This window comes from Nostoc sp. KVJ20, assembly GCF_001712795.1.
Taxonomy (GTDB): Bacteria; Cyanobacteriota; Cyanobacteriia; order Cyanobacteriales; family Nostocaceae; genus Nostoc.
On record NZ_KV757727.1, the window covers coordinates 25,191 to 50,872 of the forward strand.

Genomic DNA, 25,682 nt, shown 5'->3' on the forward strand with positions numbered 1-25,682 from the left:
TATGGATAACCAAGACAATTCCATACAGATTCAAGAGTTAGAAAAAGCAAACCGCGTCTTGCACAAAAAGCTGGAACGATGCCAAAATGAACGCCGCCAGCTAGAAACTGACATTGCAACAAAGGAATTTTTACTTAAGAAAGTCATTTGTGAGTTAGAAGACTCTCAAGCAAACTTGCAGCTAAGAGGCCAAGAGTTAGAAAATACGTTAGATAGTTTGCATAAAATGCAGGCTCAAATGATTCAAAGCGAAAAGATGTCTGCCCTTGGTCAAATGGTGGCTGGGATCGCTCATGAAATCAACAATCCTGTTAGCTTTATTTACGGAAATCTCAGCTATATCAGGCAATACACCCATAACTTATTGCGACTTGTCCAGCTTTATCACCGTTATGTCCCCAACCCACCTGCTGAAATTCAAACCGAACGCCAAAGTATCGATTTAGAGTTTCTAGAAAAAGACGCAATTATGGTACTGCACTCAATGAATATCGGGACGGAGCGGATTCGAGAGATTGTGCTTTCACTGCGTAACTTCTCGCGCCTGGATGAAAGTGAGTGCAAAGCCGTAGATATTCATGAAGGCATCGACAATACTTTGATGATTTTGCAGCACCGCCTGAAAGCCACTGATAAAAGCCCAGGGGTTCAAATTATCAGAGAATACGGCAATTTATCTCATGTAGAGTGCTACGCTGGACAGCTAAACCAAGTGTTTATGAATATTCTCGTAAATGCGCTCGATGCCCTGGAAGAACTCAATGCCCAACGAACTTATCAGGAAATCCGCGATGATCCCAGTTGTATCACGATTCGTACCTCTGTCGTTGATTTGCAATGGGTAAAAATTGCGATCGCAGACAATGGCTCTGGAATTCCTGAATCGGTTCAAAAACAGATTTTCAATCCCTTTTTCACAACCAAACCTGTTGGTAAGGGAACAGGAATGGGAATGGCTATCAGCTATCAAATCGTCACCGAAAAACATGGCGGCAAGTTAGAATTTTGTTCGACACCTGGAAAAGGAACGGAGTTTGTGATTCAAATTCCTATCCAGCAGGAAGTTTGTCCAGTAATCTAACATAACGTTAATTCGTAATTCGTAATTCGTAATCAATCAAACTAAAGGCAATAGGATTTCAAATTTTGTACCCATACCAGTCTGTGAATGAAAATTCAATTTACCGCCATGTCTCACAGTAATAATTCTATAACTTACTGCTAAACTAGTATTTTTACCATTCTTTGTTTCAAGAGAAAAAGAATCCGTAATTTGCTGTTGTAATTCTTCAGACATTCCAGAGCCATTGTCAGCAATACGAATTAAAACCCAACGAGAATCTGGTGCATTTGGGTCACTTGCTTCTTGTGAAATAACTTCTGTGGTAATCTCAATTCGGGGTTTTTGAACAGTCTTTGTCTCATCTAAATGCAACTGCTGTCGTACTGCTTCATTGAGTAAAGTATCAACAACTTCACTTAAAATATTCAACAAAACCTGGTTTAGCTGCCCCATAAAGCAATACACGGGCGGTAATTGCCCGTAGTATTTGACGATTTCAATTTCTCCTTGAATCCGGCTATTAATTAATAGAATAATACTATCGATACAGGCGTGTAAATCTACTGGTTTAGGATAAAGTTCATCGATATGACAGAAGTTTTGTAGACTGGTGACGAGTTTTTTTAATCTTTCTGCTCCCGTGCGGATACTCGCAAGCGATCGCGACAAATCTTGTTCTAAAAAATCAAATTCAATTTCTTCTTTGATCTGATTAATTGCCTGAGAAACTGATGGTAACTCTTGATCGTAAGCTGCTATCAGTTTGAGTAAATCTTGGCTGTAGGTTGAAACATAAGTTATGTTACCCCAAATAAAGCCTACTGGGTCTAAAATTTCATGCGCTACGCCGTCAACCAAACGCCCCAGATTTGCCATTTTATCATTTTGAATCAATTGGGCTTGGCTACGTTCATACCGCACTAGATTGTCGATTCCTCGAATTTGCCAAGAAATAATATTCAATTCTTGGACATCTAACAATCTATAATCACCAGATTCGGTTTGTACTACAATTGGTTCTGCTAATAATTCTGGCGATCGCTTTAAGCTAAGTTGCATCGTAGTTAAAATCGATGTTGTATCTGCAACCAGCAACATCGGCGTTCGTGCATAGCTGTAGAGAACGGCTAATGGTTGCTGAACAAATAACTCTTGTCCGAATGGGCGAATCAAAAATTCCAGCAGTCGCCGTCGGGAAATCATTCCAATGAATTGTCCCTGTTCTACCAAAATTACTCCTGGTAACAGGGGATATTTTTCCAAAAAACTAGCCACTTCCATACCGGTGTGGTTGATTTCCACCGTGAAGTTATACATTGGCAGCTCTTGGAGGGTTGAATCCAAACCAAGATCGCGATCGCTACCCTCAGACAAAAATGGCGGTGAGATTTGGTAACTGAATTCTTCTGGCACTAGACACCCTGATTTTTTCAAAGACAGGTAAACAATAAGTTAATATTTTACATTCTGCCACCCTCAAAATCCGGTTTTGGTTTGGGTATTTAGTAAGACTAGTGGTCTTGAAGGCGAAAATCTTTCTCAGGTGACTGGAAGCAATTGCCGTGCGATTTCTGATTTGGGCGGAGAATATTTACAGAGCGATGTCTACGACGGGCTACGCCTATGCAAGCTACACTAAAAACAACCTTTACAAAGCGTGCAAAGGTAGCGTTATGACCTCTGTAACCAATCCACCCAACGCCCTCACCCCTTTCCCTGACCATACCCAGCTTCCTGATTCCGATGGCACGTTTGTGAAAAACTGGCAAGAGCATCCTCAAAGCATCTTACTAACTGATTCGATTACACCTGTCCTCAAGCAATTAAGTCCTGAAGGCCAATATTGCATTGGTCAGGACTTAGGCATTTACTGGCGCTTGACTGATCCCCCGGAAAAAGGCGCAGAAGCACCGGATTGGTTTTATGTACCGAATGTACCGCCTACACTAAATGGGCAAACGCGACGTTCTTATGTATTGTGGCGGGAGTTTATTGCTCCGTTGATTATCTTGGAATTTGTCTCTGGGGACGGTAGTGAAGAACGAGACAAAACTCCTTGGAAGGGTAAATTTTGGATTTATGAGCAAGTGATTCGTCCTCCCTTCTACGGCATTTATGAAGTGAGTAAGGCCAGTATAGAAGTTTATCATCTGATTGAAGGACAGTATCAGATTTTACCAGCAAATGAACGAGGACATTATCCCATAGTTGCTTTGGGTGTTGAATTAGGTTTATGGCAGGGAGTTTATCAGAATGTGGAATTACCCTGGCTGCGTTGGTGGGATTTACAAGGTAATTTGCTGTTGAGTGGGGATGAAAGAGCCGAACAAGAACGTGAAAGAGCAGAACAAGAACGCGAAAGAGCCGAACAAGAACGTGAAAGAGCAGAACAAGAACGTGAAAGAGCCGATCGCCTAGCTGCCCAATTGCGATCGCTCGGCGTTGAACCAGAAACCTGATATTTTACTAGAAATTACGAATTACGAATTACGAATTAAAAAAGGCTGGTGTAAAACAGTCATCTGTGGCTTAATTTGTTTAGACACAAATTTTACTGCTACCAGGGTAATCACGATGACAAATAAACCTCCTTCCGAACCAGAGTCATCCCAAAGAACTGCCCTTGGCTTTGATGAGTTTATAGCCATTCTGGTTGCGTTCACCACTATCGGAGCAATTCTTTTTTGGTCATTGTCCCGCAGGGATTCTAGCTTGGACTTAAATGGGCTGCTGTCGCCTTCCTCCACACCGTCTTCTAGTGTTCAACCAAATCAAGTATTGCCTTCCCCTACTCCCAAGGTAGAAGCAAATGCAGTGCCGAAAAACGTTCTACCCTATTCTCCAACTGAGCCTGTTGTTGAACCCACGACACCTTCATTCCCAACTAATAGCGCAACTCCTTCTGGCGCAGTGTTGCCATCTACTCAGGTAATCCCAACTCAATCTCCACAACCGCCTGTATCCTCTTCAAGAGAAGTTGAATCGACAATCGTATCATCAGCATTGCCTTTAGTAACTCCGGCAAAACAAAAATCAATCATTCCGCCGCCAATTGCATTTAACGATGTACCGACTGACTTTTGGGGTCGGCGTTTTATAGACGTTCTTTCTTCCCGTGGTATTCTCAAGGGGTTTCCTGATTATTCTTTTAGACCAAATCAGCCTGTAAACCGCGCCGAATTTGCTGCCATACTGCAAAAAGCTTTTGAGCAAAAACAGTCTAAGACTGCGATCGCATTTCAAGATGTACCAGCGAAATTTTGGGCAACTCCAGCAATTGACCAAGCCATCAGTGCCGGATTTCTCAAAGGCTACCCGAAACAATCCTTCAAGCCACAACAAAATATTTCGCGAGTGCAAGTTTTAGTTGCCCTTACCAGTGGGTTAAATCTGCAAGCACCCACTTCTCCAAATCAGATTTTAAGTGTCTATAAAGATGCTAAAGACATTCCAGCCTATGCTACTAGCAAAATAGCCGCTGCTACAACCAATGGTCTGGTAGTTAACTATCCAAATCCACAACTTCTTGCTCCCAACAAAGTAGCTACTAGGGCTGAAGTGGCAGCGATGATTCATCAAGCTTTAGTAAAACAGGGCAAGTTACAGGCAATTCCATCTCAAAATATTGTGCGTAGGAGTAATCCCCCGCAGCAGGCATCGCCCAAAATATCTCCAGAAGTTTTGCAGACTCCAAAACAGAACCCAAACGGTAAATTGTCTGTCGGAAGTTCGTCTCAACAATAATTCCTAATTCGTAATCAAATCAAGAGCTAGAGTCCCTGATTTATAAAGATTGTAGCGTTATTGATCGGGATTTAGAATCCATATATAGCTGTAGTCAAACAGATTAGGACAGTGTTGATTACTCAAAGTCTTGAAAAACTGGGTTTTTACTCAGCACTGGCTCAACACCCCGCTATATAACGTAATTACGAATTATTAATGAACTTGTAGGGAATTTTACGAGAAGTCTGACTGCCGACTTTCGGCGGTCAGACTTCTGTTATTTGAAATTAAGCATACTCCTATACAGAAGCAAGCTATGGGTAGTGTCTGTCTACGACACGCTCTCGCGTTCGTAGAGAAGCGATAATCAGATGTTAAGCTTCTGGAATTTCTTTACCGACAACTTGTGATTTAAGAGTGGTGATTTCAGTAGTTAACTCTTTCCTGGTTGAGGCTTTGAGTAAATAGCGGTAAACAAACCAGGCAGAGTAACCAATACCAATCAACTCAAAAGTAGGTGCTACCAAGGGTATATCATTCAAAGCATCTAATATTGCCAAGAGTACTTTAACCCCAACAATTGATCCCAAAATTAAACCAACTGTTACCAGGGGTTGCTTATATTGATTAAAGAAGCTTCCCAGATATTCTGGCAATGTTGCTAAAAAGCTAGAAATTTGCTCACCGTATTTTAGCCATTCGTCTTGAGACTGTGCGGCAGGCTGGATTTTGGTGATGGTTCCCGTTTGGTTGTTGATCTCTGCCACTGTAGTCTCTTTAGATGCGGTTTCCGTAAATTCTTGTTCTGGCATTTTCACTCCCATAAATTTGACAGTTGAGTTTTTCTAATCTGGATAATTACAACCAAAAGGCTGTTGATTAGGTAATGCACAAGTGCATCATTACAATTGGGTGAAGGTCACAAAAGGGTTTTAGTGTCCTATAACCATAATTGCCCCGTAATATCTACTGCATCAACTACAAGGTAGACAGTCAGTAGGAGGATAGAATTCAGAAGGCAGCAAGATGTATTATAATCAACCTTCTGATACTATTTTTTAGAATCAACTGGAATCCTCAGGTTGTGATTATCCCATTCCGTGTCATTTGCCCATAATCGTACTAAATCTAAGTACAAATCATGCAAAAATCAGTCCACTTCTCATTTATATAAGCCTAGAAGCGGATTTTATCTGATATTAAAGCTATCTTAGACCGCGTTCGTCAATTAACCCATTCGTATTGATATTAATACGTAATAAAAATTTTTGTGTGTTCATACAGACTAGACTTTTAACTTATTTTATGATAAACGTGACTCAATACTGGGGGATGAGGGAGATGATAGGACAAAGTTAAAGGGAAAAGGATAAAGAAACAAACCCCTTCCCCCTTCCCCTTTACCCTTTACCCTTTTTCATAATCCCCCATGACCCATGCCCAACAAATGTCAAACCTTTTGTTTTTTTCCTGATTGTATTAATTTTATAAGGAAGCAGTAAGTTAGAGTAGTGGCGTACCTGATGGCAAAAACTAATTGCTATCAACCGCATATTGAGGAAAGTGTTGTGGTAAAGAGAAGATGCTCTCTGGCGGGTCGTTAATGCAGAAAACTATTCATTGCTGCTGACAAAAGTGAATTCTGTACGCCTTCGTAAGTTTACTTAGGAGCATTGCTATAAAAAGCACTCATATAATATAAGGTTATGCTAATTATCTAATAAGCAATGATTTGCTCTTGCGATAAAAGAAGATAATGTAGATGTTAATAACTAAATTGAAGTGTTTGTACAAGCTAGACTAATTTGGTGATTTTTGTGGGAAGGCAAGGAGGTTTGAGAAATGCCAACTCAAAAGCCAACCCCTATCGACAGCAGTTCAGAAAGCAAAAAAGTGCCAGCCGAAGAACCATCGACAGACGAACTCCCAACTATAGAATTTCCCTCACGAGGGAAACTCAAAGCTAGTTCTTGGCGCATCCATCAAAAAATCGGCTATGGTTACTTTGTAGCGATCGGAATTGGCTTTTTTGGCTCACTGACTGGGTTGGTGATTGCCAACTACTACCGGGGAAGGGAAGTCAGACAATTCAATCAAGCCTATGAACAAGGACAACTACTGAGTAATTATAAAGATGCAGTCATCGGGGCGCAATTACATAGCTCTAACCTAGTTGCTGTATTAGAAAATTCACAACAACTGCAAAGTAAAAAAGCCGATTTTCTGAAGAATGTTGAAAAAGCCAAGCAATTAGAGTCAAAAATTGGTGGATTTATTGACAGTAAACCGAAAAGACTAGCAGCAACAAGTTCGACTTTACAGACCTTATTGCTGGATTACCAGACTAATCTAAAAGCTTACGTTGACCAAATAGAGGTTGTCTTACAGAAAATTGACTCCCAGGAAGTGCAGCCTGAAGAGATTTCCTCTGCCCGATCGCAGTTATTAACAATAATGCGTGGTGGAACAGCCATACGGCTAGACCAGCTTTCGCAAAACTTGACTAACATCCTGCAAACTGCTGAAGATCAAGAGCAAGAAAGGCAAAAAGCCGTTGAACAGGCGAAAATCGTTGAGCGATTCATCGTGATCATGAGTATGCTGGTTTCGGTAGCGATCGCAGCTATTGTAGCTTGGCGTACCAGTCGGGCGATCGCTGAACCAGTTATCACTGTCACCCAAGTAGCTGAACAAGTTGCAAGGAAACATAATTTTGATTTGCGAGCGCCCGTTACCACTGAAGATGAAATCGGCTTACTCGCCAAATCTCTAAATCGTCTGATTGAGCGGGTATCTGAACGAACAAAAGAACTACAACAAGCTAAAGAATTAGCCGAAGCTGCAAGCAAAGCAAAAAGCATATTTCTGGCCAATGTCAGCCACGAATTACGCACACCATTAAATGCTGTCATTGGTTTGAGCCAACTTCTAGAAGACGACGCGACCGATCTTGGTTTATCGGCAGACTTTATCACAGACTTAGAAACAATTAACGCTGCTGGTAAGCATTTACTGCACTTGATTAATGAAATCCTCGACTTGTCAAAAATTGAAGCGGGGAAAATGACCCTCTATCCTGAGACATTTGAGATTGGGACGCTGATTCATAACGTCGTCCTCACAGTCAAACCAGCGATAGAAAAAAATTCCAATGTTTTAGAAGTGGATTTTGATCAGCAACTTGGCACCATGTACGCTGATCAAACTAGGATGCGGCAGGTATTGTTAAACTTACTCAGCAACGCCAGTAAATTCACTACAAACGGTAAGGTGACGCTGACAGTCAAGAGAGAAAAAGATGAATTCCGACCAGAGGCTCCTTTGGGAAGCATTACTTTTACCGTTACCGACACAGGTATAGGTATGTCTCATCGTCAACAGCAGCAGTTATTTCAACCTTTTACACAAGGAGATACTTCGACGACGAAAAAGTATGGAGGTACGGGACTGGGATTAGCAATTAGCCGTCACTTTTGCCAGATGATGGGTGGTGAAATTATTGTCAAAAGTCAGCCGGGAATTGGTTCTACTTTCACCATTCGTCTACCAATGACTGTGCAGGATTGAAGGATAAGGTGTAAAGGATGTATTTAAAACCTTTCCCCATTCCCCATTCCCCATTCCCTTTGATTTTTATTTGCTCTAGACTCGACCTTAACGCACCTTTGTCAGATCATAAAGAATGATTAAGAAAAACGAGTATAGACAAACATGATAAAAATGCTAGCTGAAAACTTGATGGGGATTGAAGCAAGATTACAAATTAATTGGGTTTGGCTAAATGCCAGCTTACAGTTTGCTATTTGGGGAATTTTTTCACTTTTACTCGCTGAAGTCTTGAGAGACAGCTACCATGCTTTGTGTCACCAAGTCAATTGGCTTGCTAAATGGCACAACAAGCACCATAGCGCCTATCGCCGCGATTTATCGATAGTTTCCCTGAAAGTTTACCAAGAATCCCAGCTATATCACGACATTTTAGAGTCGAGTCTACTGTTGATGGTATTGGTAGTCGTTGCCTTAATTGTCCAGCAAATGGGGTTATGGCTAGGAGTAGTTTATGCTTCTACCTTCTTATATGGCGCGTCTGTACGATATTTTCAGGGAAAAATTGATACAGATTACAACCACCTACCCGGCCCTTTAGAAACAATTCCATCCATTTGGTGGGTGAATCGGTCTTACCATTGGCGACATCATTTTGATGATGTCAACGCTTACTACAGTGGTGTCTTTCCCTTGGTGGATAAAATTCTTGGTACAGGACTGTCTCTCAAGGGTAAAACCATCGCTTTAACCGGAGCATCAGGAGCGTTGGGTCAAGCGTTAACGGCTGAACTTGTAAAGAATAATGCTAAAGTTGTCGCATTAACCACTAATCCAGAAAAATTAGTAGAGCAAACTGGGGTGAAGGTAATTCCCTGGCAGTTGGGTAATGAAGCTAATTTGAGGGATAGTTTAGAGAAAGTAGATATTTTAATTATCAACCACGGAATCAATGTCTACACCAGCCGTACACCAGAGGCTATCAACTCCTCTTATGAGGTGAATACCTTTTCCGCATTGCGGTTGATGGATATATTTTCGACAACTGTAACAGGGCCACAGGCAAAAGCAACTAAAGAAATCTGGGTAAATACTTCTGAGGCGGAGGTTTCTCCAGCGTTGAGTCCGCTTTATGAACTCAGCAAGCGATCGCTAGGAGATATGATTACCCTCAAGCGTTTGGACGGGAATTGTGTAATTCGCAAGTTAATTCTTGGCCCATTTAAGAGTCAACTGAATCCTTATGGAGTGATGTCTGCACAGCAAGTTGCTCGTGCTATCTTATTTTTGGCACGGCGAGACTTCCGAAATATTATTGTGACAATAAATCCTCTCACCTATCTGCTATTTCCCTTAAAAGAAACTAGTACATGGTTATACTATCGAATCTTCAGCCGGACAGCCAAAAGTTAGTCGATCGAAACAGAATTCAGGAATCAGGAGCGGAGCCGGAGACGCTCCGCCTCCGGTCAGAATGGGCTAAACCTTAGCTATCCGCTAACAGAATGATATTTGTATGAGTGGCGGATAGCGTAGCGGTAGCGAGTATTCGATAGCATAGCGTTAGCGAGTCTTCTCCCAAGGGGAGACGCCAAGGGCGAACGAGCGTCGCGTCTGAATAAACGGGTTTGAAACCCCCACCAAATCCAATACAGTTCAGATAAAGATCAAAATACTTGTAGAGACGGCGATTTATCGCGTCTCGAATACCCACAATTTTGTACAATTAGCCCTTAGAGGATGTTTGAAAAGTCATGATTGATGTATCAAATATTTTTTTACCCCTCCCTAACCCTCCCCTTATGAAGGGGAGGGAACCGGATTTTCTATGTTTCCCCCCTTTATAAGGGGGGACTAAGGGGGGTAACAACGCAATTAAAATCACAGTCAATCACTTTTCAAACAACCTCTTAGACTTCATAAGTATCTGCTAGATATAAAATGCGTTCAGATTATTTTTTCTCAAAGCCGAGAGATAGTTGATTGTTTGTACTAACAAGGTAAAAATTAGCTATAATCACAGCAAAAATACTCCTCTTCTAAATCTAAAATTCCAAATTTAAAATTGATATGATCGAATGGATTCCGCCCATAGCATTTATTCTAGCTGGCTTACTGGCTGGGATAATTGGTGAAAAAGTTATCTTCAAAAAACTGGAGAAATTCGTTAATAATAAACGAATTGCGGGGGGTAATATTATATTTCACTCTCTGCACCGCATGACTTTTATTTGGTTTGTCATTGGCGGTTTGTTTTGGGCAATTCTGAGTTCTCCCCTCAAGCCAGATGTTGCCATTGTACTGCAAAAAATTCTGACGATCGCACTGCTGTATTCTGTAACCCTAGTTTTAGCAAGATTGACTGCTGGTTTTGTTAATTTATTTATTCGCAGAACGGAAGGGGTTCCCACATCACTAATTTCTAACCTTGCTAAGATTACTGTTTTAGTTTTGGGAACATTAATCATATTGCAAACGCTAGGTGTTCAAATTACACCGATCATCACAACTTTAGGGATTGGTGGTTTAGCAGTTGGTTTAGCACTTCAAGACACACTTGCAAACTTGTTTTCTGGTTTTTACTTAATTATTTCTAAGCAAGTTAGAACCGGAGATTATGTGAAGTTAGATGCTGGTCATGAGGGATATATTATAGATATTTCTTGGCGCAATACAACAATAAGGGAAATCTCAAATAATATAGTAATTGTTCCCAATTCTAAGTTGTCTTCTGCCATTTTCACCAACTATCATTTACCCGCCAAGGAAATTACTTTAACAATGGATGTAGGTGTCAGTTATGATAGCGATTTGGAACAGGTTGAAAAAGTGACTGTAGAGGTTGCCAAAGAAGTCATGCAAGAAATTGCACCAGAATTAAAAGGAATTGAACCATATATCAGATTTCATACTTTTAATGATTTTAGTATAGATTTTACGCTTTATATGCGCGTAAATGAATATTTTGATCAGCGCATTGGTAAACATCTATTTGTTAAGAAGTTACATAAACGCTATCAGAAAACCGGAATTCAAATTCCTTTTCCGATTAGGGAAGTGTATATGCAAAAGAATTCAGCGATGGAATGAAATTAGCCCTGGCGACTAGAAGTCACGGCTATACAGACGAAACCCACCTGCGCGGGTTGAAAACCTCGATTTGTAATCGCTAGGGCTAGGTGTAACTTAGATTGCTAATGCTCGTTTTTCTAATGGTAGTTCAAAGCGATCGCCTGGTTTCGGCTCAAGCACCTGCGTAGAAAAATTGTTTTTTTCTAGTAACGAACGAAATTCCTCAGCACTTCCTGTAGTCTGGATGAGTTTCATCAGCAATCCTTCAAAGGACACATCCCCACCAGCCGCCGTAGGTAATATTACTTGAGGTTGTAACGATTTCACTACTTCCAAAGCACTATTTTTACCTTTAATAATCGGCCCAAGCAAAGGCAATGTCATGTCAATAAACGGTGTAATCACGACATCGATAGGTGCAGATTGCTGAAGTTGTGGAGAATGATACCCATGAGGCTCGTAGTATACAGTTAAACCACTTTCCAATTCTTTGAGGAGATAACTATTTTCTATCAGAGTGGGGCCAATGGGCGAACCAGGGAAAGCCTTGATTTCAACTTGATTATTTAAAGTGAAACTTTCACCATGAGCAAGAGTAGTTACCTGGGTGTAACCTAACTTTTGTACTACCTTGGCTGCATTGGGAGAAGCTACAACCTTGATGTTGTGATCTAGCAGCTTGAGGGTGGCTGGGTGAGTATGGTCTTCTAAACCCTGAGAGAGCAGGATCAAATCAATATTATCTGGGATTGGGCGATTTTGCGATCGCGAACCTTTAAATAACCAATCCAAATTGCTGAAAATTAACGAACCAACCAGCCAAGGGTCAATTAGTATTCGTTTTCCGCCAATTTCCAGTAGCCAAGAGTTACTGTCTAACCAAGTTAAAAACATAAGTTTTGTGAAGATAACACCTATCTTCATTATCAATCGTATCAGCTTTCTTAGAAGAGAGACGATTAATCGCCTCTCTTAAAAAAATGCTATTACCTGTTACCAGGAGTACGTCCACCTTCATCATTACTACCACCGTGAGGGCGGGAATTACCTGGATCACATCCCTCAGCACCATTACCTATTCCTTGGTTGCAATTACGACGCGGTTTCCTGCCCTCTCTTGAAGTTTCAGTCTGTTCCTCAACTGCAACTTGTTGTTGTTGCCCAACCACATACTGCGAGGAGATATTTGCTACCTGTCCATTACTAGATAAAGCCTGGTATAGCAAAGCAGATACTTCAGACCTGGTCGCTACCCGTTCAGCATTTAGCATTTTTACATTAGGATAGTTGACGACTATACCGCGTTGTGTGAGTGCAGCAATCAGACTGCGATATTCACGACGAATAGTAGTTGCATCGCTGTAAACAGATAAAATTGTGTCCGTGGAAACACTGCTTTGATAATTTAATCCCTGCGCTAATGCTACCAAAATATCAAGGCGAGAAAGGCTTTGAGTGGGGTTAAAATCCTTGCCAACAATAGCGTTTAAAAAGCCCATTTGATAAACTTCGCTGATGGCATTGTAAGCCCAATATTGAGTTGAAACATCGTTAAAAGAAATTCTTTGGCGAACTTTCTTCTTGGCAAACGCTTTTTGTAGCATTGCCGCAAATTGGGCACGAGTCACTGGCGCATCAGGGCGGAAAGTCCCATCAGGAAAACCTTCGAGAATTTCCATCGCTGCCAATTTGGTAATAAAATCTTTAGCCCAGTAGTTTGTGGAAATATCAGAAAACCCAACCTGGAGAGGACGAGACATGATGACTTGGCGATAATTCATTAGCATTTGACTGATGTCATAGCTAGAGTTATCGCTGACTTCAATCACCTGCACCAAGCGGCCAGGAGTAGCTTGCAAAACCTTTGGCAAGTCGGAACTAAAGACGTTAACGAACGACTGACGTACTAAAGCATACTCACCCTGAGTAAAAGAGAGGGGATAAACACTAGTTGCTGGAATTTTTGATAATCCTTCTACTTGGAACTGACTACCTTGGAATGTTTGAGAACTGCTCAGGAAAATAACACGTTGGTTCCTGACTTGGGTAAAGTAGTCGTAAGTGGTGCTACCTGTGTCAATAGTGCCATTTTGGTCAGAATCAACACCATAAACAGTGCGAACGACTTGGTATTCTGTAGGTTTGGCTGACAAAATCAGGTTAACTGTGGTATTCGCCGACAAACATTCAAATTCGCTGTAGCCAATAAAGCGGTTTTGAATATCATACAATCGCACGACGATGCGATCGCTAGCTTTTAACCCCTTAGAAAATTTTGCTTTTTGCTTAATTTTGTATTTGTAATCACCTAAAAACCGCTCTTTTAAATAACCCTCGTCACTTTTACTCTTGACAGAAATACGAGCAATCACTTCTGAAAAGTTACCAGATGGTTGCCAAATGGCAAGGCTAAAACCTATATTTTTCGCTTTTACCGAAACATTACGGCTTTCTGTCGTCACAGTTTGCCGTTGGATAGTGGTGCGATTTCTTGTTTCTAGTTTCTTATGGGCTAAAAGTTGTTGTTCTGTGGAATTATCTATTATTTGGGCGACGATGGTAGAGAACCCTAAAGCTGCATAGGCAGAAGATATTGGCGAAAATATTGCCACAGAGGTTGCAGCAAGAACAAATTTGCTCAAATGGGCAAAGTTACTTTGAGTTATATATTTCATCCCACACTACCATTCGTCTAAAAAATCCAGGGGTATTTGGTATCCCTCGACTTATTAATCCCTTGGGGTGGATGGAACTAACATCTCATCTCTCATCAGTGCTGAGTGAGGAGTGAGGAGTTAGAAGTTAGATTATTGCTTTCATCTGATATTTGTTTTTGAGTCGTGCATTTAATCAATATCAGATGCAATCCTCACCCCTCGCTCACAATCCCCACCCTACTAAGAGTCTTCTGGTGGGGACTTCCGCGATATGTTAAAGAAAGAAACACTTTATTAATCTTAATAATGACTGTAACGACACAGCCGCTTGCAACTCAAGACGCCTTTGAAAAATTCTTTTGGACTTGGCAGGGTTACAAAATTCAGTACACTGTCATGGGCACTGGACGGCCTTTGGTTCTGGTTCACGGCTTTGGTGCTTCCATTGGACACTGGCGCAAAAATATTCCAGTTTTAGCTAATGCTGGCTACCAGGTATTTGCCATAGACCTTTTAGGTTTTGGCGGTTCTGAGAAAGCGCCCATTGATTACAGTGTGGAAGTTTGGGTGGAACTGCTGAAAGATTTCTGCACAGCACATATACACGAACCTGCTGTATTTATTGGCAACTCCATTGGCGCACTGTTGAGCTTAATTGTACTGGTTGAACATCCAGAAATTGCTGCTGGTGGTATTTTAATTAATTCTGCGGGTGGGTTGAGTCATCGTCCTCACGAATTGAACCCGCCGCTACGGATTGTGATGGCAACTTTTAATCGGTTTGTGCGATCGCCAATTACAGGTAAATTTGTCTATAACCGCATTCGCCAAAAAGCCCAGATTCGCCGTACCCTTTACCAAGTTTACCGCGATCGCCAAGCCGTCACCGATGAATTAGTCGATTTACTTTATACTCCCTCTTGCGACCCAGGAGCGCAACAAGTTTTTGCATCCATTCTCACAGCACCTCCTGGCCCAAGTCCAGAGGAACTATTGCCCAAAGTAGAACGTCCTATATTAGTGATTTGGGGTGCCGATGACCCTTGGACACCAATTACTGGGGCCAAGATTTACGAAAAGGCGCGTGAGAATGGCAAAGAAATCAAAATTGTTCCCATTCCCAATGCCGGTCATTGTCCTCACGATGAAGTTCCAGATGTTGTCAATGCCCAGATTATCGACTGGCTTGCACAATATCAAGAGTTATAAATTAGAAGTTAAGAGTGAGGAGTTAAAAGTGAAAACTGAAAAATTATTAGAAGTTTTACTCCTAACTCCTAACTCACAATTTGATACTCAGTTAGTCAATATAGTGTTTCTCAATTGCATGAAATACAGACCTAACACCCAGCCCCTCCCCTACTAGCGTTGGGGAGTAAGACTTAAAGCCTCTCTGCTTTTAGGCTACGGTGTACACACATCTTTATACACGCAAAACATCATAAGATCCCCCTAAATCCGCCTTAAAAAGGGGGGATTTGAGGGGTTTTTGCCCTCCTTAAAAAGGTGGGTTGGAGGGATAAAAAGCCGATTGGGAAATGTTAGAAGATTTGGGTGTACACTATAGCTCCTTTTAGGAGTGAGGTCAAAAGTGTATTGCTTCCATTCGAGAACCGCTATAATTTCATGTCTAGACTCAAGACGAGGGCAAACTGTCCATTAACAACACTTGCGTATGACATTGAGCAAAGTGTCCGTCATCAAGAATAACTTTGTACCTATGCACCTGGGCGCGTGCAAGGTAAAAATTCGGCTAACAATCTGGGTGAGTCACTCTTATTTTTTATTGCACTTTGAAAAAATCAAACTCATCTGGTGAATGTAATGGAGCTTGATGTGCGTAATGAACATAAAGGAATAATTTCTTTAAGTCATCATCCAGATTTTTCCCAACAAGGCTATCAAGTCATCAGCGAACTAGGACGCAACCGAGAAGGGGGACGCATTACTTATTTAGCTAATGTCCTCAACTCTAATGAACAAGTGGTGATTAAAGAGTTTTGTTTTGCTCATGCAAGTGCGGATTTGTCAGGCATAAAAGCCTATGAACGCGAAATTGAAATCTTGCAAAAACTGAATCATTCTCGCATCCCTCGCTATGTAGATTCCTTTGAAATACCAGGGGGTTTTTATATGGTGCAGGAATATAAGAATGCCCCATCATTGGGTATAAGACGTAGCTTTCATCCTGAAGAAATTAAGCAAATTGGTTTGTCAATCTTAGAAATTTTGGTTTACCTGCAAAAGCAAGTTCCCCCAATTATCCATCGGGATATTAAGCCAGAAAATATTTTAGTTGATGAGCAACTAAATGCTTATCTGGTTGATTTTGGTTTAGCTAGGATACAGGGTGCAAAAATAGCTCTGAGCAGCTTTGTAGCCGGAACTCCAGGTTTTATGCCACCAGAGGAACAATTTGGTCATCCTCTTACGGAAGCATCAGATTTATATAGTTTAGGAGCAACGCTAATTTGCTTACTGACTAATACTCGTTCTGCTGAAATTGGGAAATTAATTGATGATAACTATCGATTTAATTTTCAGAAATTAGTTCCTCAAATCAGTCCACGTTTTCGGTTGTGGTTGATGAGAATGGTAGAACGTAACCGGAAACGTCGCTATGCCAATGCGTCTTTTGCTTTAAAAACACTTCAGCGAATTCAGGTTCTTGGTACTGCCACCGAGATAGATACTTTAGTCACTACAATCAAACCTAGAAAACGAGCTACAGTGCTGGCGCTAGCCACTGCTGTGACATTGGCTGTGATTGGGGGAACTTTGATGAGTTGTCAGCCTGGTGATCGGGTTAGGCAATTGCTGGAAGCTACAGAATGTCAAGGCTTCGATTTCATCTCAAGTTGCCAAGAAAAAACCAGACGTTAAGAGTTTTACCCCACCCTAACCCTCCCCGATGCATTGGGGAGGGAACTAGATTTTCTTGTTTCCCCCCTTAGCAAGGGGGGATTAAGGGGGGTAATTCGACTTGTGTGTACACCGTAGGATGCATTGGGGAGATTAAGGGGGGTATATCGAAGGCTTGGGTTTCATTACCAAGACACCCATCCCATAAGAGTCGTTATTTTAATTAATTCCGAGCGATACCTTCTTCACGCGCTGCACGTTGCACAGCAGCGGCAACAGCAGTGACGACACGCTCATCAAAGACTGACGGAATAATATGTTCCCGATTCAAATCTGAAGGCTTGACTAAGGAGGCGATCGCACTTGCAGCTTCTAGGTACATTTTGATGGTAATTGTCTGGGCCCGACAATCTAAAGCACCACGGAATACTCCAGGAAAAGCTAACACGTTATTGATTTGATTCGGGTAGTCACTGCGACCGGTCGCGATGACAGCAACATCTTGACTGATTAATTCTGGCTGAATCTCTGGAATGGGATTTGCCATTGCAAACACAATTGCGTCTTTCGCCATCGAATGCACCATTTCTGGTGTCAAAACTCCCGGTACACTGACACCAATAAATACATCTGCGCCTTGCATTGCACCCGCTAATGTACCCTGAGCTTTCACCGCAAATTCGAGTTTTTCTTCTGTCAAATCGGTGCGACTAGTAGAGATAATCCCTTTAGAATCGCACATCCAGATTTTTTCTGCCCCAGCTTTCCTCAGTAACCGAGCGATCGCCACTCCAGCCGCCCCAGCACCGTTAATCACGATGCGGATTTCCCCCATTGCCTTATTTACTAGCTTGAGAGAATTGAACAACGCTGCCAAGGTAACAATTGCTGTACCATGCTGGTCATCATGAAAAACGGGGATATCTAACTCTTGGCGCAATCTTTTTTCAATTTCAAAGCAGCGAGGTGCGGCGATATCTTCTAAATTCACGCCCCCAAATACCGGAGCGATATTCTTAACTGCCTGGATAATTTCTTCTGTGTCTTGGGTAGCAAGGCAGATGGGAAAAGCATCCAGTCCGGCAAATTCTTTGAACAGCATTGCTTTGCCTTCCATAACTGGGAGAGCCGCTGCCGGGCCGAGATTTCCTAAACCCAAAACGGCACTACCATCGGTAACAATAGCAACAGTGTTTTGTTTGATGGTTAAATTGTAAACTTCCTCTGGGTCTTGAGCGATCGCTGTGCAAATTCGACCAACTCCGGGTGTGTAAGCCATTGCTAGATCGGAAACACTCTTGAGAGGAATTCTGCTGGTAATGCTAATTTTGCCACCGCGATGCAAATTAAAGGTGCGATCGTAGACACTGAGTAACTTGATATCTGGCAATGCTTTGACTGCTTGCACAATGGTTTCAGCGTGTTCGGTACTAGCAGCATCCACAGTCAAATCGCGGGTGGACTCTTTGCGGGTTTGCTCAATTAAATCAATTTGACCGAGATTACCGCCAGTGGTTGCGATCGCCTGGGTTACTGACGCCAGCATCCCTACACGATTAGGAATCTGCAAGCGCAGTGTCAAACTAAAACTAGAATTAGGAGTTAGGTCTGCCATGTTGATTTTGGATTTTAAGTTTTAGATTTTATATTGAATTGAGACAAAAACTAAAATCTGAGATTTTTAGCCGGTGAAAACACAATGAATGTAAACTCTTGAGATAACCACCAGTAGTTAGTTTACTCACTGCTCACAGTTTTGATAATTCTTTTTATAAAAAAGACCCTGAAAACACTCCGAAAGTTAACGCTTGAGGAGAGAACCACCTCTGGGTGACATACCGCAAGGGGTTTCGTCTCAGTGGACTCGTTGAATTAAGAATCTCCGTGGCTGGAGTTAGGAAAGTGTCAATCTGCGTTCACAAATTCCAAATACCCCTTGCTAAGTTCTTTCACCGCCAAATCATAAAATTGCTTACCGTGTTCTGGCGTTGCTAAAGCCGGATTTGATCCCATGCGTCCATCTGGATAATGCACTCGAAAGTCAGCTGCGCTATAAATCCTATGTCCACTTGCAACTTCTGGTGAAAGAGGTGCTTGCTTAATCGCCTCTGGATAAACGTACTGGGTGAGAGCTACTTCACTTGGAGTTGCATGAGAACCTTCTTGATCCCCATATAATTCTTTAGCTAGCTTATATACAGAACCGCACATAAACCAGTTTGCAACTTGACATTGCACCTGTTGAGCATTGGGAATCTGCAAATCTTCTAAATGAGCGTAAGTTTCTGAAAAAGCCGCTTTGAGAGTAGCGATGTTCCCGCCGTGTCCGTTAATAAAGTAGAACTTGCTAAAACCAGCTTTGGCTAAACAAGTTACATAATCTCGCACTACTTGAATCAAAGTACTGGGACGCAGACTGATTGTGCCTGGAAAAGCAGTATGATGCAGTGCCATACCCACATTGATTGTAGGGCCAACGATCGCTTGGGTTGCATCACCAACACCAGCTGCGATCGCTTCTGCACAAATCGCATCAGTGCCAATTAACCCTGTTGGCCCATGTTGTTCTGTGGAACCAATAGGGAAAATAATCCCCTTGGACTGCTGTAAATAAGCTTCAACTTCTTGCCAAGTACTTAAATGCAGTAACATCGTTAATGATTTTCCTCTATAAAATTGCCGTGGGATCAAACCTTTTTCTGCTAAAGAGCATATAAACTCCCACTAATACGATTATGAACTCCCAAGATTCCCTGTGGTAGCGATCGCACAATAGACTTCTTGCAAAAGTCGGGGTAAAGGGGAAGGGGAAAAGGGTAAAGAAACTCAAAATCCTTTCCCTTTAACCTTTACCTCTTTCCCTCTCTTGCAAAAATATGTTTTTGCAAGAGGTCAAATATCCAATATCCCCAACTTCTTTGAGAAGTCGGGGATCATTATCTACTGCCAAATTTGGAGAAAATGAGACTATCTATTTTTTATTGAAAGCGGTGGGAAACTCCATACCACAAGTGGCGTGGAGTTTTTCATGAATATTGTTTAGGGAATGGAATCGCAACGAGTTTCGACAGATATAGGACTAATATTTGATTTCTGAAAAAACTCAGTACAACTAAGAAGCCTTCTTGACTGTTGCCTGTAGCAAGATTGCCTATTGCCTGTCTACGCAAATTCGTTCAGAAATCAAAGCGGATTTCTATATGGATATAAGCAATTTACGGACTCTGCCATTTTATCCTACGAGACTCGCCGCGAACTTCCCTATAATACAAATCAAAATTGAGTGATGAGATGTTGGTTTTCGGGATCATCAAGAAAACAAAGGGGATCAATTTTGAATCTTGACTAATCAAAGTAATAATGCTTCTTTACGTCCTTGGTAATTTCCCATGTGCAGGACATACCAGCGGGAAAAATCACTAAATCGCCTTTACCCATTTGCACTGGCTGTCCACCATCAGGAGTAACAACTACGTCTCCTTCTAAAAAGTAACAAGTTTCTTGAGAATCATAAGTCCAAGGAAATTTTGAGACTTCCTTTTTCCAAACTTCCCATTTAAATACACCTAATTCATTGAGATGTTCTTCTCTGGGTTGACGCTCAATTTTAATTTCCATATAGATGGTGTTTTCTCTAGTGATGTTCAGCAGTAGGATTGAATATCCTCTCCACATTGATCTACTAGATAACACAAAGCGCGAAAACGCAAGTAGACAAGTTCGTTATAAAGCGGATTGAGTTTGCACATTGGCGGAATGTGCGCTACTTTGCGGCCAAAAAGCATAATATCACGCTCGAATGGACACTGAGCGGGGATCAGTTTAGCAATAAATTTGGCTAATTTCTGATTCTGAATCTCAATTTTGTCCAGCCATTGACGTAATGGTTGCAGTAAATCTAATTTAGGTTGAACAAATTGCTTTTTACTACCTATTTGATTCTTTTCTTCTAAAGGTTTAATAAAAACAGGCAGAAAAATACGCTGATTATTTGTTTTAAGCATAGCTTTAGGCAAGGTTTTCCTTGTGTAGATGAACTATTTGCCGATTGGGAATATTGCCATGTAATGTGTCTAGTCATTTTGCATTGTGGAGATAACGAAGACAAGCACAATGCAAAAATTTTACATGCATCTCTGGAGAGAAATGGTTTAACTAATTGTTATTTAAACCCACCAAATCATGAATAACTGTCCCGTTAAATACAAAATAACAAAGAAAATATAAAAATGGCATTTCTTTAACTTATGGATTGCTAATCTCAAAGATAGCTATCTTATATATTGAATATAAATTCCTGGTTCTGAAACTGCCTAGTATCTGGAGATGTACTTTATGGCAGACAAATATAGTTTTTTTCTCACCCCATATACATTTCGCTAGGATTAGCCCCTAATATCTTTCGATTTTAGGGTATTTAATGTCTATAAATTTGTCTGATATACTACATAACCTAACCTGGATATTATCTAAATAAGTAGCAAAATTTTTTTTGATAAGTCCAAACTAAAATTAGGACTTACGCAAGGGCATGGGACAAAATAGTTATAAGTTTTGAGTTCCCAGTGCTGAAATCCCCCACTGCCCCATTGCGAAAAACTTATTTTTTAAAATGTCTCAAGCCATAACGGTCTTGATATTTGCTGATATAGTCTACATTCTGTTGCTCTAATTTTGACAGCAATCTAAGTGGAAATGCTTTTGGTAAATATATAGGACGATACCAAGCTTGGTTATTAAAGTAATCTTGTAATTCCGGAGTATCAAAGCGGCGGCCGTGACTGGCAAAAACCGAATTTCGCATTATATCAAGTTCCAAACCGTTTTTACCATCCAAATCTGCATCAGTTACCTGTCTTTGGGAAAGCCATAAATAATTATTGACAGCGGTGGTATCTACTGGTGGTACTGATGTCGTTGAGGAAGGTATAGATTGAATTGGAACAGATGGGGGCGTTGGTGTAATTTTGGGAGTTTCTATCACTGGGGTGGTGACATTTGACGGTGTTTCTGAAGGTAATACCGTTTTGTCTGTTATGGGTTGAGAAGATTTTGGTAACACTTGACTAATAATCACAGATGCACCAATTAACCCACCTGCAATCAAACTGCCCATGAGGATATTATTCTGACTATTACCACTTTGAGGGCTAGGCTGTGGTTTGACTGGTACTGTCTGAGGTGGTGGTGCAGAGACTACAGTTGGTTGAGTCAAGAGGGGTTGCGTCGGTGGAATTGGATTTGCTATGCTCTGCAAAGCATCCAGCATTGCTCTGGCTGTAGGGTAGCGATCGCGCGGATGATAAGCGATCGCTTTATCAATTACTCCTGCCATAATTGGGCTAATATGACCAGCATACTGTCGCCAAACAATTTCCCCCGTCTGGGAATCGGTTTCTAGTTGCTGCGCCTGTTTACCAGTCAGCAAATAAATTACCGTCATTCCTAAACTGTATAAATCACTAGAAAAAACTGGTCTACCTGCGGCTTGTTCACTCGGCATATAACCGGGTGTACCAATCACAATCGAACTGGTAGGATTGCCTTGAGAATTTACTACTGTTCCCATTGATTCCCGCACAGCACCAAAATCAATTAGCACCGATTTACCATCTTGATTACGCACAATGATGTTATCTGGTTTAATATCGCGGTGAACGATATGCCGAGAGTGGACGTAATCCAGGACGGGTAATAAGTTCATGAATAATTCCTGGACAGCGCCTTCACTAAATAGCCCCTGCTTTTGGACTTTTCCAGTTAGGGTATCGCCCTCAACCCACTCCTGAACTAAGTAAAATTGTCCCCCAGAGGAGAAGTAGGCATACAATGCCGGAATTTGGTCATTTGCACCACCAAGTTCTTCAAGAATAGCTGCTTCGCGTTGAAACCTCTCTTGCACTAACTGATAAATTTGGGGATTGTTGTGAATTGGTCTTAACTGTTTAACCACACAAGGACGCTTTGAAGGCATATACGTATCTTCTGCTAGATAGGTTTCACCAAACCCACCAGCACCCAGTGTGCGGATAACTTGATAGCGATCGTTTAGCAGCTGTATTGTCATGGGAGATTACAAGTGATATTCATAAGATAGTTTTCCCCAAAACTACCTTCATTTCAAATCTAGTAAACCTTCTTCTTTCAATTTAGGATTGAAGCGAATTTCCATTTTCAAGCCTCGCATTTCTAGTAATTGCTTTGAAATTTCTGCTTCTACTCTCCGCGCCACATTTTTAATAATTTTTCTTGTTGCTAATTCATCATTAGCTGGATTTTGATAATTTGCTTGTTCTTCAGGTGTCATTACCACCTTGACATCAATGGGATCAGTCCATTTTTCCTTGTTATCCCCATTTCCCCAAGGCACACTGCCATTTTCAGCAATCCAAGCATTTTCAGTATTTTCTAAAATTGTGCGACTAGGGCGTTCAATAGTTTGAACTTTAACCCAATAGCATTGCTGTGGCTGACGGACTAAATGTTGCTTGAGGCTAAGGTAAACATCACGAGAGTATCCTACAAATTGGAGTACTTTTTCTTGGTCAAAAATCGCATATATCCCGATTTTACCCTGAAATTGTTCGGGCAATTGACCCTGAGCGTCAATATAAGAAATATATTCTAGGGTTGCCAAAGAAGAAAGATTTGTTTCAGTAGCCATAGATCAAATATCAAACTTGCTAATTAAATTGTAAGAATTCAGTAGTCAGAATTCAGGATTCAGAATAGTTAAATAATTAGGAGAAAATTTGATCCATAAATGTGCTGTACATGCTGCATTCTTTTTAAATTCTGACTTCTGGGTTCTGAATTCTTGAATTAAATTTATCTTGAAAATTCAGCATTACCCAATTTCTGGTAAATTGCACAAAGGCGACTGGGTTTAAAAATCTTAGCATTAAACATGAAATTTGGTGGTACGTTGATGATGGCATATTCATCAGATTCATGATACTTTTCAAATTCTGCTGGCATTCCTTTGGTGGTAGTTAAGCTGTAAGGAACTGGTTGGAAAAGTAATTCTGTAAATTTAACTTGTTCACATCCCAACTGTTGAGAAATTTGGTTTAAGAAAGCAACGCTTGTCAATAAATTGAATAGAGTTTCTTGGGCTTGTGCTTCAAGAGTGAAACTGCCATCAAAGTTCTGGACAATTTTCAGGGGCATTTTCGGTATATGTAGTTATTAACGACTAAGTGATGAGAGAAAATAGGCAACATGTTGCACATAGTCATCTACTTTTTTGTGCAGATGAGCTTGGTAAAAAATTACCACTTTAAGATCAGCCTATTGGATTGTGGGACTTCTGTCAGCTACACGAGGAAGCTAGCATGGTTAAGAATCGTGAAGTTTAGCAGATTCTTATCGATAGGTGATTTTTCCTTAAATAACAGTCTGAAACCGTCTTTAAATTACGAATTATTTTAATATGGTGAGTCAAGCGCAGATATTACAATGGTTGCAGGCATTTGCAACAGAGATAGAGCAGAATAAAGCCTATTTGACAGAATTAGATGCTGCGATCGGAGATGCTGACCACGGAATCAATATGGATCGAGGCTTCAAAAAAGTAAGCGCTCAGTTACCAACTCTTACAGACAAAGACATCAGCAGCATTTTCAAAGCCGTGAGTATGACCTTGATTTCTTCTATTGGCGGTGCTAGTGGCCCTCTTTATGGCACTTGGTTTTTACGAGCAAGTACAGCAGTAGTTGGTAAGCAAGAATTAACAGAACAAGATGTTTTAGCGATACTCCAAGCAGGCTTAGACGGCGTGGCGCAACGTGGAAAAGCGCAACTAGGAGATAAAACAATGGTGGATGTGCTATCTCCGGCTGTAGCTGCTTGTGGGCAAGCTGTAGAAGAAAGTCAGGGAACGCTGGAAGCTATGCAAAAAGCTGTAGCAGCAGCCCAAAGGGGGTTGCAAGAAACTATACCGATGCAGGCGAAAAAAGGACGGGCTAGCTACCTGGGGGAACGGAGTATTGGACATCAAGATCCAGGAGGGACTTCTGCTTATTTGATGTTGAAGAGTTTGTTAGGGGTGTTAGAAAGTTCCGGGGAATAAAAAATTTTCTGGAATTATTATTCTTTTTCAGGATAATGACATTAAGCTATGCGCCTAGAGTATTGATGGGGCATGAAGATGTTCTTGAAAAAGCAGCCAATATGACATCAAGTGAATCAAATCAAATTAATGTCGTTGAAGTGGATGGCATCCAGTTTGAAACTTTAGTACCGGAGCGAATGTTGTGCTTACCAAAAAAAAATCTAATACAGAAACTTTTGAGCAATTTGGAATTTTTATTACCAATACCGCCAGGATATTTTTCTCCTAAATATTCTGTACAGATTGGTATACGGATTACTAATAACACCCTAACTCCTCTTAGAGGTTGTTTTAAAAGTATTTTGGTGTGATTTTAGACACGTTTAGATCCCCCCTAACCCCCCTTAAAAAGGCTACGGTGTATACACAAGTATCAAATAGCTGATTAACCAAGGGTTTACCCCACCCTAACCCTCCCCTTGTAAAGGGGAGGGAACTAGATTTTCTTGTTTCCCCCCTTTCCAAGGCTACGGTGTACACACAAGTCCTAAAAACCTAGCTTGATAAGACTTTTCTCGTTCCCAGTCTCCGACTGGAAATGCATTCATTGAGTCTCTGACTCAATGCCAGATTGGAGGCAGAGCCTCCAACAGGCATTCCTATGCAGAGCATAGGAACGAGATAAACAAGAGAAAAACGAGAA

Annotated in this window: 21 protein-coding genes; 10 read left to right on the forward strand and 11 right to left on the reverse strand. The window is 41.2% G+C overall.

Annotated features, from left to right (window positions below):
- Window position 1: 1 nt before the first annotated feature.
- Complete coding sequence (locus tag A4S05_RS32425; RefSeq protein ID WP_069073878.1) at window positions 2-1,081, forward strand: sensor histidine kinase; 1,080 nt, start codon at window positions 2-4, stop codon at window positions 1,079-1,081.
- A gap of 36 nt (window positions 1,082-1,117) precedes the next feature.
- Here A4S05_RS32425 and A4S05_RS32430 read toward each other — a convergent pair whose 3' ends face one another.
- Window positions 1,118-2,476 (reverse strand): sensor histidine kinase, encoded by a 1,359-nt coding sequence (locus A4S05_RS32430; protein WP_069073879.1) that lies wholly within the window; start codon window positions 2,474-2,476, stop codon window positions 1,118-1,120.
- Window positions 2,477-2,736: 260 nt separating this feature from the next.
- Here A4S05_RS32430 and A4S05_RS32435 point away from each other — a divergent pair, with 260 nt between their 5' ends.
- The gene (locus A4S05_RS32435; RefSeq protein ID WP_069073880.1) at window positions 2,737-3,522 is read left to right on the forward strand and encodes a Uma2 family endonuclease; all 786 of its coding nucleotides are present in this window, start codon (window positions 2,737-2,739) and stop codon (window positions 3,520-3,522) included.
- A 115-nt stretch (window positions 3,523-3,637) separates the two neighbouring features.
- Window positions 3,638-4,807, forward strand: a complete 1,170-nt coding sequence (locus A4S05_RS32440) for an S-layer homology domain-containing protein (protein ID WP_069073899.1) — start codon at window positions 3,638-3,640, stop codon at window positions 4,805-4,807.
- A gap of 356 nt (window positions 4,808-5,163) precedes the next feature.
- Here the strand turns inward: A4S05_RS32440 and A4S05_RS32445 are convergent, their stop codons facing one another.
- Window positions 5,164-5,613, reverse strand: coding sequence for a CAAD domain-containing protein (locus A4S05_RS32445; RefSeq protein WP_069073881.1), 450 nt, complete (start codon window positions 5,611-5,613; stop codon window positions 5,164-5,166).
- Between the two features lie 1,018 nt (window positions 5,614-6,631).
- On the opposite strand from A4S05_RS32445, the gene A4S05_RS32450 reads away from it, so the two are divergent.
- The 3 genes from A4S05_RS32450 to A4S05_RS32460 all read left to right on the forward strand — a co-directional run bounded on the left by A4S05_RS32450 (window position 6,632) and on the right by A4S05_RS32460 (window position 11,425).
- Entirely contained in the window at window positions 6,632-8,356 is a 1,725-nt protein-coding gene (locus A4S05_RS32450; protein WP_069073882.1) for a sensor histidine kinase, read from the forward strand.
- Window positions 8,357-8,500: 144 nt separating this feature from the next.
- The gene (locus A4S05_RS32455; protein WP_069073883.1) at window positions 8,501-9,748 is read left to right on the forward strand and encodes a bifunctional sterol desaturase/short chain dehydrogenase; all 1,248 of its coding nucleotides are present in this window, start codon (window positions 8,501-8,503) and stop codon (window positions 9,746-9,748) included.
- 657 nt (window positions 9,749-10,405) lie between these two features.
- On the forward strand, window positions 10,406-11,425 hold the full coding sequence (locus A4S05_RS32460) for a mechanosensitive ion channel family protein (protein WP_069073884.1): 1,020 nt from the start codon (window positions 10,406-10,408) through the stop codon (window positions 11,423-11,425).
- Between the two features lie 96 nt (window positions 11,426-11,521).
- Here the strand turns inward: A4S05_RS32460 and A4S05_RS32465 are convergent, their stop codons facing one another.
- Together A4S05_RS32465 and A4S05_RS32470 are read right to left on the reverse strand one after the other, a co-directional pair.
- The gene (locus A4S05_RS32465; RefSeq protein WP_069073885.1) at window positions 11,522-12,301 is read right to left on the reverse strand and encodes an MBL fold metallo-hydrolase; all 780 of its coding nucleotides are present in this window, start codon (window positions 12,299-12,301) and stop codon (window positions 11,522-11,524) included.
- Between the two features lie 92 nt (window positions 12,302-12,393).
- Window positions 12,394-14,082, reverse strand: a complete 1,689-nt coding sequence (locus tag A4S05_RS32470; protein ID WP_069073886.1) for an S-layer homology domain-containing protein — start codon at window positions 14,080-14,082, stop codon at window positions 12,394-12,396.
- A gap of 288 nt (window positions 14,083-14,370) precedes the next feature.
- On the opposite strand from A4S05_RS32470, the gene A4S05_RS32475 reads away from it, so the two are divergent.
- Together A4S05_RS32475 and A4S05_RS32480 are read left to right on the forward strand one after the other, a co-directional pair.
- Entirely contained in the window at window positions 14,371-15,273 is a 903-nt protein-coding gene (locus tag A4S05_RS32475; protein WP_069073887.1) for an alpha/beta fold hydrolase, read from the forward strand.
- 615 nt (window positions 15,274-15,888) lie between these two features.
- A complete protein-coding gene (locus A4S05_RS32480; protein ID WP_069073888.1) occupies window positions 15,889-16,947 on the forward strand; it encodes a serine/threonine protein kinase in 1,059 nt (352 codons plus the stop codon).
- A 202-nt stretch (window positions 16,948-17,149) separates the two neighbouring features.
- Here A4S05_RS32480 and A4S05_RS32485 read toward each other — a convergent pair whose 3' ends face one another.
- From A4S05_RS32485 to A4S05_RS32515, 7 genes are all read right to left on the reverse strand, one after another.
- Entirely contained in the window at window positions 17,150-18,541 is a 1,392-nt protein-coding gene (locus A4S05_RS32485) for a malic enzyme-like NAD(P)-binding protein (protein ID WP_069073889.1), read from the reverse strand.
- Window positions 18,542-18,831: 290 nt separating this feature from the next.
- Entirely contained in the window at window positions 18,832-19,578 is a 747-nt protein-coding gene (locus A4S05_RS32490) for a creatininase family protein (RefSeq protein ID WP_069073890.1), read from the reverse strand.
- Between the two features lie 693 nt (window positions 19,579-20,271).
- Window positions 20,272-20,544 (reverse strand): cupin domain-containing protein, encoded by a 273-nt coding sequence (locus A4S05_RS32495; protein WP_069073891.1) that lies wholly within the window; start codon window positions 20,542-20,544, stop codon window positions 20,272-20,274.
- 26 nt (window positions 20,545-20,570) lie between these two features.
- Window positions 20,571-20,930, reverse strand: a complete 360-nt coding sequence (locus tag A4S05_RS32500; protein ID WP_069073892.1) for a Mo-dependent nitrogenase C-terminal domain-containing protein — start codon at window positions 20,928-20,930, stop codon at window positions 20,571-20,573.
- A 596-nt stretch (window positions 20,931-21,526) separates the two neighbouring features.
- Complete coding sequence (locus A4S05_RS32505; protein WP_069073893.1) at window positions 21,527-22,993, reverse strand: protein kinase domain-containing protein; 1,467 nt, start codon at window positions 22,991-22,993, stop codon at window positions 21,527-21,529.
- A 48-nt stretch (window positions 22,994-23,041) separates the two neighbouring features.
- Window positions 23,042-23,590: a GIY-YIG nuclease family protein gene (locus tag A4S05_RS32510; RefSeq protein WP_069073894.1), complete on the reverse strand. Its 549-nt coding sequence runs from the start codon at window positions 23,588-23,590 to the stop codon at window positions 23,042-23,044.
- Window positions 23,591-23,754: 164 nt separating this feature from the next.
- On the reverse strand, window positions 23,755-24,096 hold the full coding sequence (locus A4S05_RS32515) for a hypothetical protein (protein WP_069073895.1): 342 nt from the start codon (window positions 24,094-24,096) through the stop codon (window positions 23,755-23,757).
- A 262-nt stretch (window positions 24,097-24,358) separates the two neighbouring features.
- On the opposite strand from A4S05_RS32515, the gene dhaL reads away from it, so the two are divergent.
- Window positions 24,359-24,997, forward strand: coding sequence for a dihydroxyacetone kinase subunit DhaL (gene dhaL, locus A4S05_RS32520; protein ID WP_069073896.1), 639 nt, complete (start codon window positions 24,359-24,361; stop codon window positions 24,995-24,997).
- A gap of 35 nt (window positions 24,998-25,032) precedes the next feature.
- On the forward strand, window positions 25,033-25,350 hold the full coding sequence (locus A4S05_RS32525) for a hypothetical protein (protein ID WP_141699874.1): 318 nt from the start codon (window positions 25,033-25,035) through the stop codon (window positions 25,348-25,350).
- The last annotated feature ends 332 nt before the right edge of the window (window positions 25,351-25,682 follow it).

Excerpts from the sequence above, each read along its gene's own strand:
- A4S05_RS32450 (WP_069073882.1), top strand. The coding sequence starts at position 6,632 with ATGCCAACTCAAAAGCCAACCCCTATCGACAGCAGTTCAGAAAGCAAA.
- A4S05_RS32455 (WP_069073883.1), top strand. The coding sequence starts at position 8,501 with ATGATAAAAATGCTAGCTGAAAACTTGATGGGGATTGAAGCAAGATTA.
- A4S05_RS32460 (WP_069073884.1), top strand. The coding sequence starts at position 10,406 with ATGATCGAATGGATTCCGCCCATAGCATTTATTCTAGCTGGCTTACTG.
- A4S05_RS32525 (WP_141699874.1), top strand. The coding sequence starts at position 25,033 with ATGACATTAAGCTATGCGCCTAGAGTATTGATGGGGCATGAAGATGTT.
- A4S05_RS32510 (WP_069073894.1), bottom strand. The coding sequence starts at position 23,590 with ATGGCTACTGAAACAAATCTTTCTTCTTTGGCAACCCTAGAATATATT.
- A4S05_RS32445 (WP_069073881.1), bottom strand. The coding sequence starts at position 5,613 with ATGGGAGTGAAAATGCCAGAACAAGAATTTACGGAAACCGCATCTAAA.
- A4S05_RS32435 (WP_069073880.1), top strand. The coding sequence starts at position 2,737 with ATGACCTCTGTAACCAATCCACCCAACGCCCTCACCCCTTTCCCTGAC.
- A4S05_RS32515 (WP_069073895.1), bottom strand. The coding sequence starts at position 24,096 with ATGCCCCTGAAAATTGTCCAGAACTTTGATGGCAGTTTCACTCTTGAA.
- A4S05_RS32500 (WP_069073892.1), bottom strand. The coding sequence starts at position 20,930 with ATGCTTAAAACAAATAATCAGCGTATTTTTCTGCCTGTTTTTATTAAA.
- A4S05_RS32425 (WP_069073878.1), top strand. The coding sequence starts at position 2 with ATGGATAACCAAGACAATTCCATACAGATTCAAGAGTTAGAAAAAGCA.
- A4S05_RS32505 (WP_069073893.1), bottom strand. The coding sequence starts at position 22,993 with ATGACAATACAGCTGCTAAACGATCGCTATCAAGTTATCCGCACACTG.
- A4S05_RS32470 (WP_069073886.1), bottom strand. The coding sequence starts at position 14,082 with ATGAAATATATAACTCAAAGTAACTTTGCCCATTTGAGCAAATTTGTT.
- A4S05_RS32495 (WP_069073891.1), bottom strand. The coding sequence starts at position 20,544 with ATGGAAATTAAAATTGAGCGTCAACCCAGAGAAGAACATCTCAATGAA.
- A4S05_RS32480 (WP_069073888.1), top strand. The coding sequence starts at position 15,889 with ATGGAGCTTGATGTGCGTAATGAACATAAAGGAATAATTTCTTTAAGT.
- A4S05_RS32465 (WP_069073885.1), bottom strand. The coding sequence starts at position 12,301 with ATGTTTTTAACTTGGTTAGACAGTAACTCTTGGCTACTGGAAATTGGC.
- dhaL (WP_069073896.1), top strand. The coding sequence starts at position 24,359 with ATGGTGAGTCAAGCGCAGATATTACAATGGTTGCAGGCATTTGCAACA.
- A4S05_RS32440 (WP_069073899.1), top strand. The coding sequence starts at position 3,638 with ATGACAAATAAACCTCCTTCCGAACCAGAGTCATCCCAAAGAACTGCC.
- A4S05_RS32490 (WP_069073890.1), bottom strand. The coding sequence starts at position 19,578 with ATGTTACTGCATTTAAGTACTTGGCAAGAAGTTGAAGCTTATTTACAG.
- A4S05_RS32475 (WP_069073887.1), top strand. The coding sequence starts at position 14,371 with ATGACTGTAACGACACAGCCGCTTGCAACTCAAGACGCCTTTGAAAAA.
- A4S05_RS32485 (WP_069073889.1), bottom strand. The coding sequence starts at position 18,541 with ATGGCAGACCTAACTCCTAATTCTAGTTTTAGTTTGACACTGCGCTTG.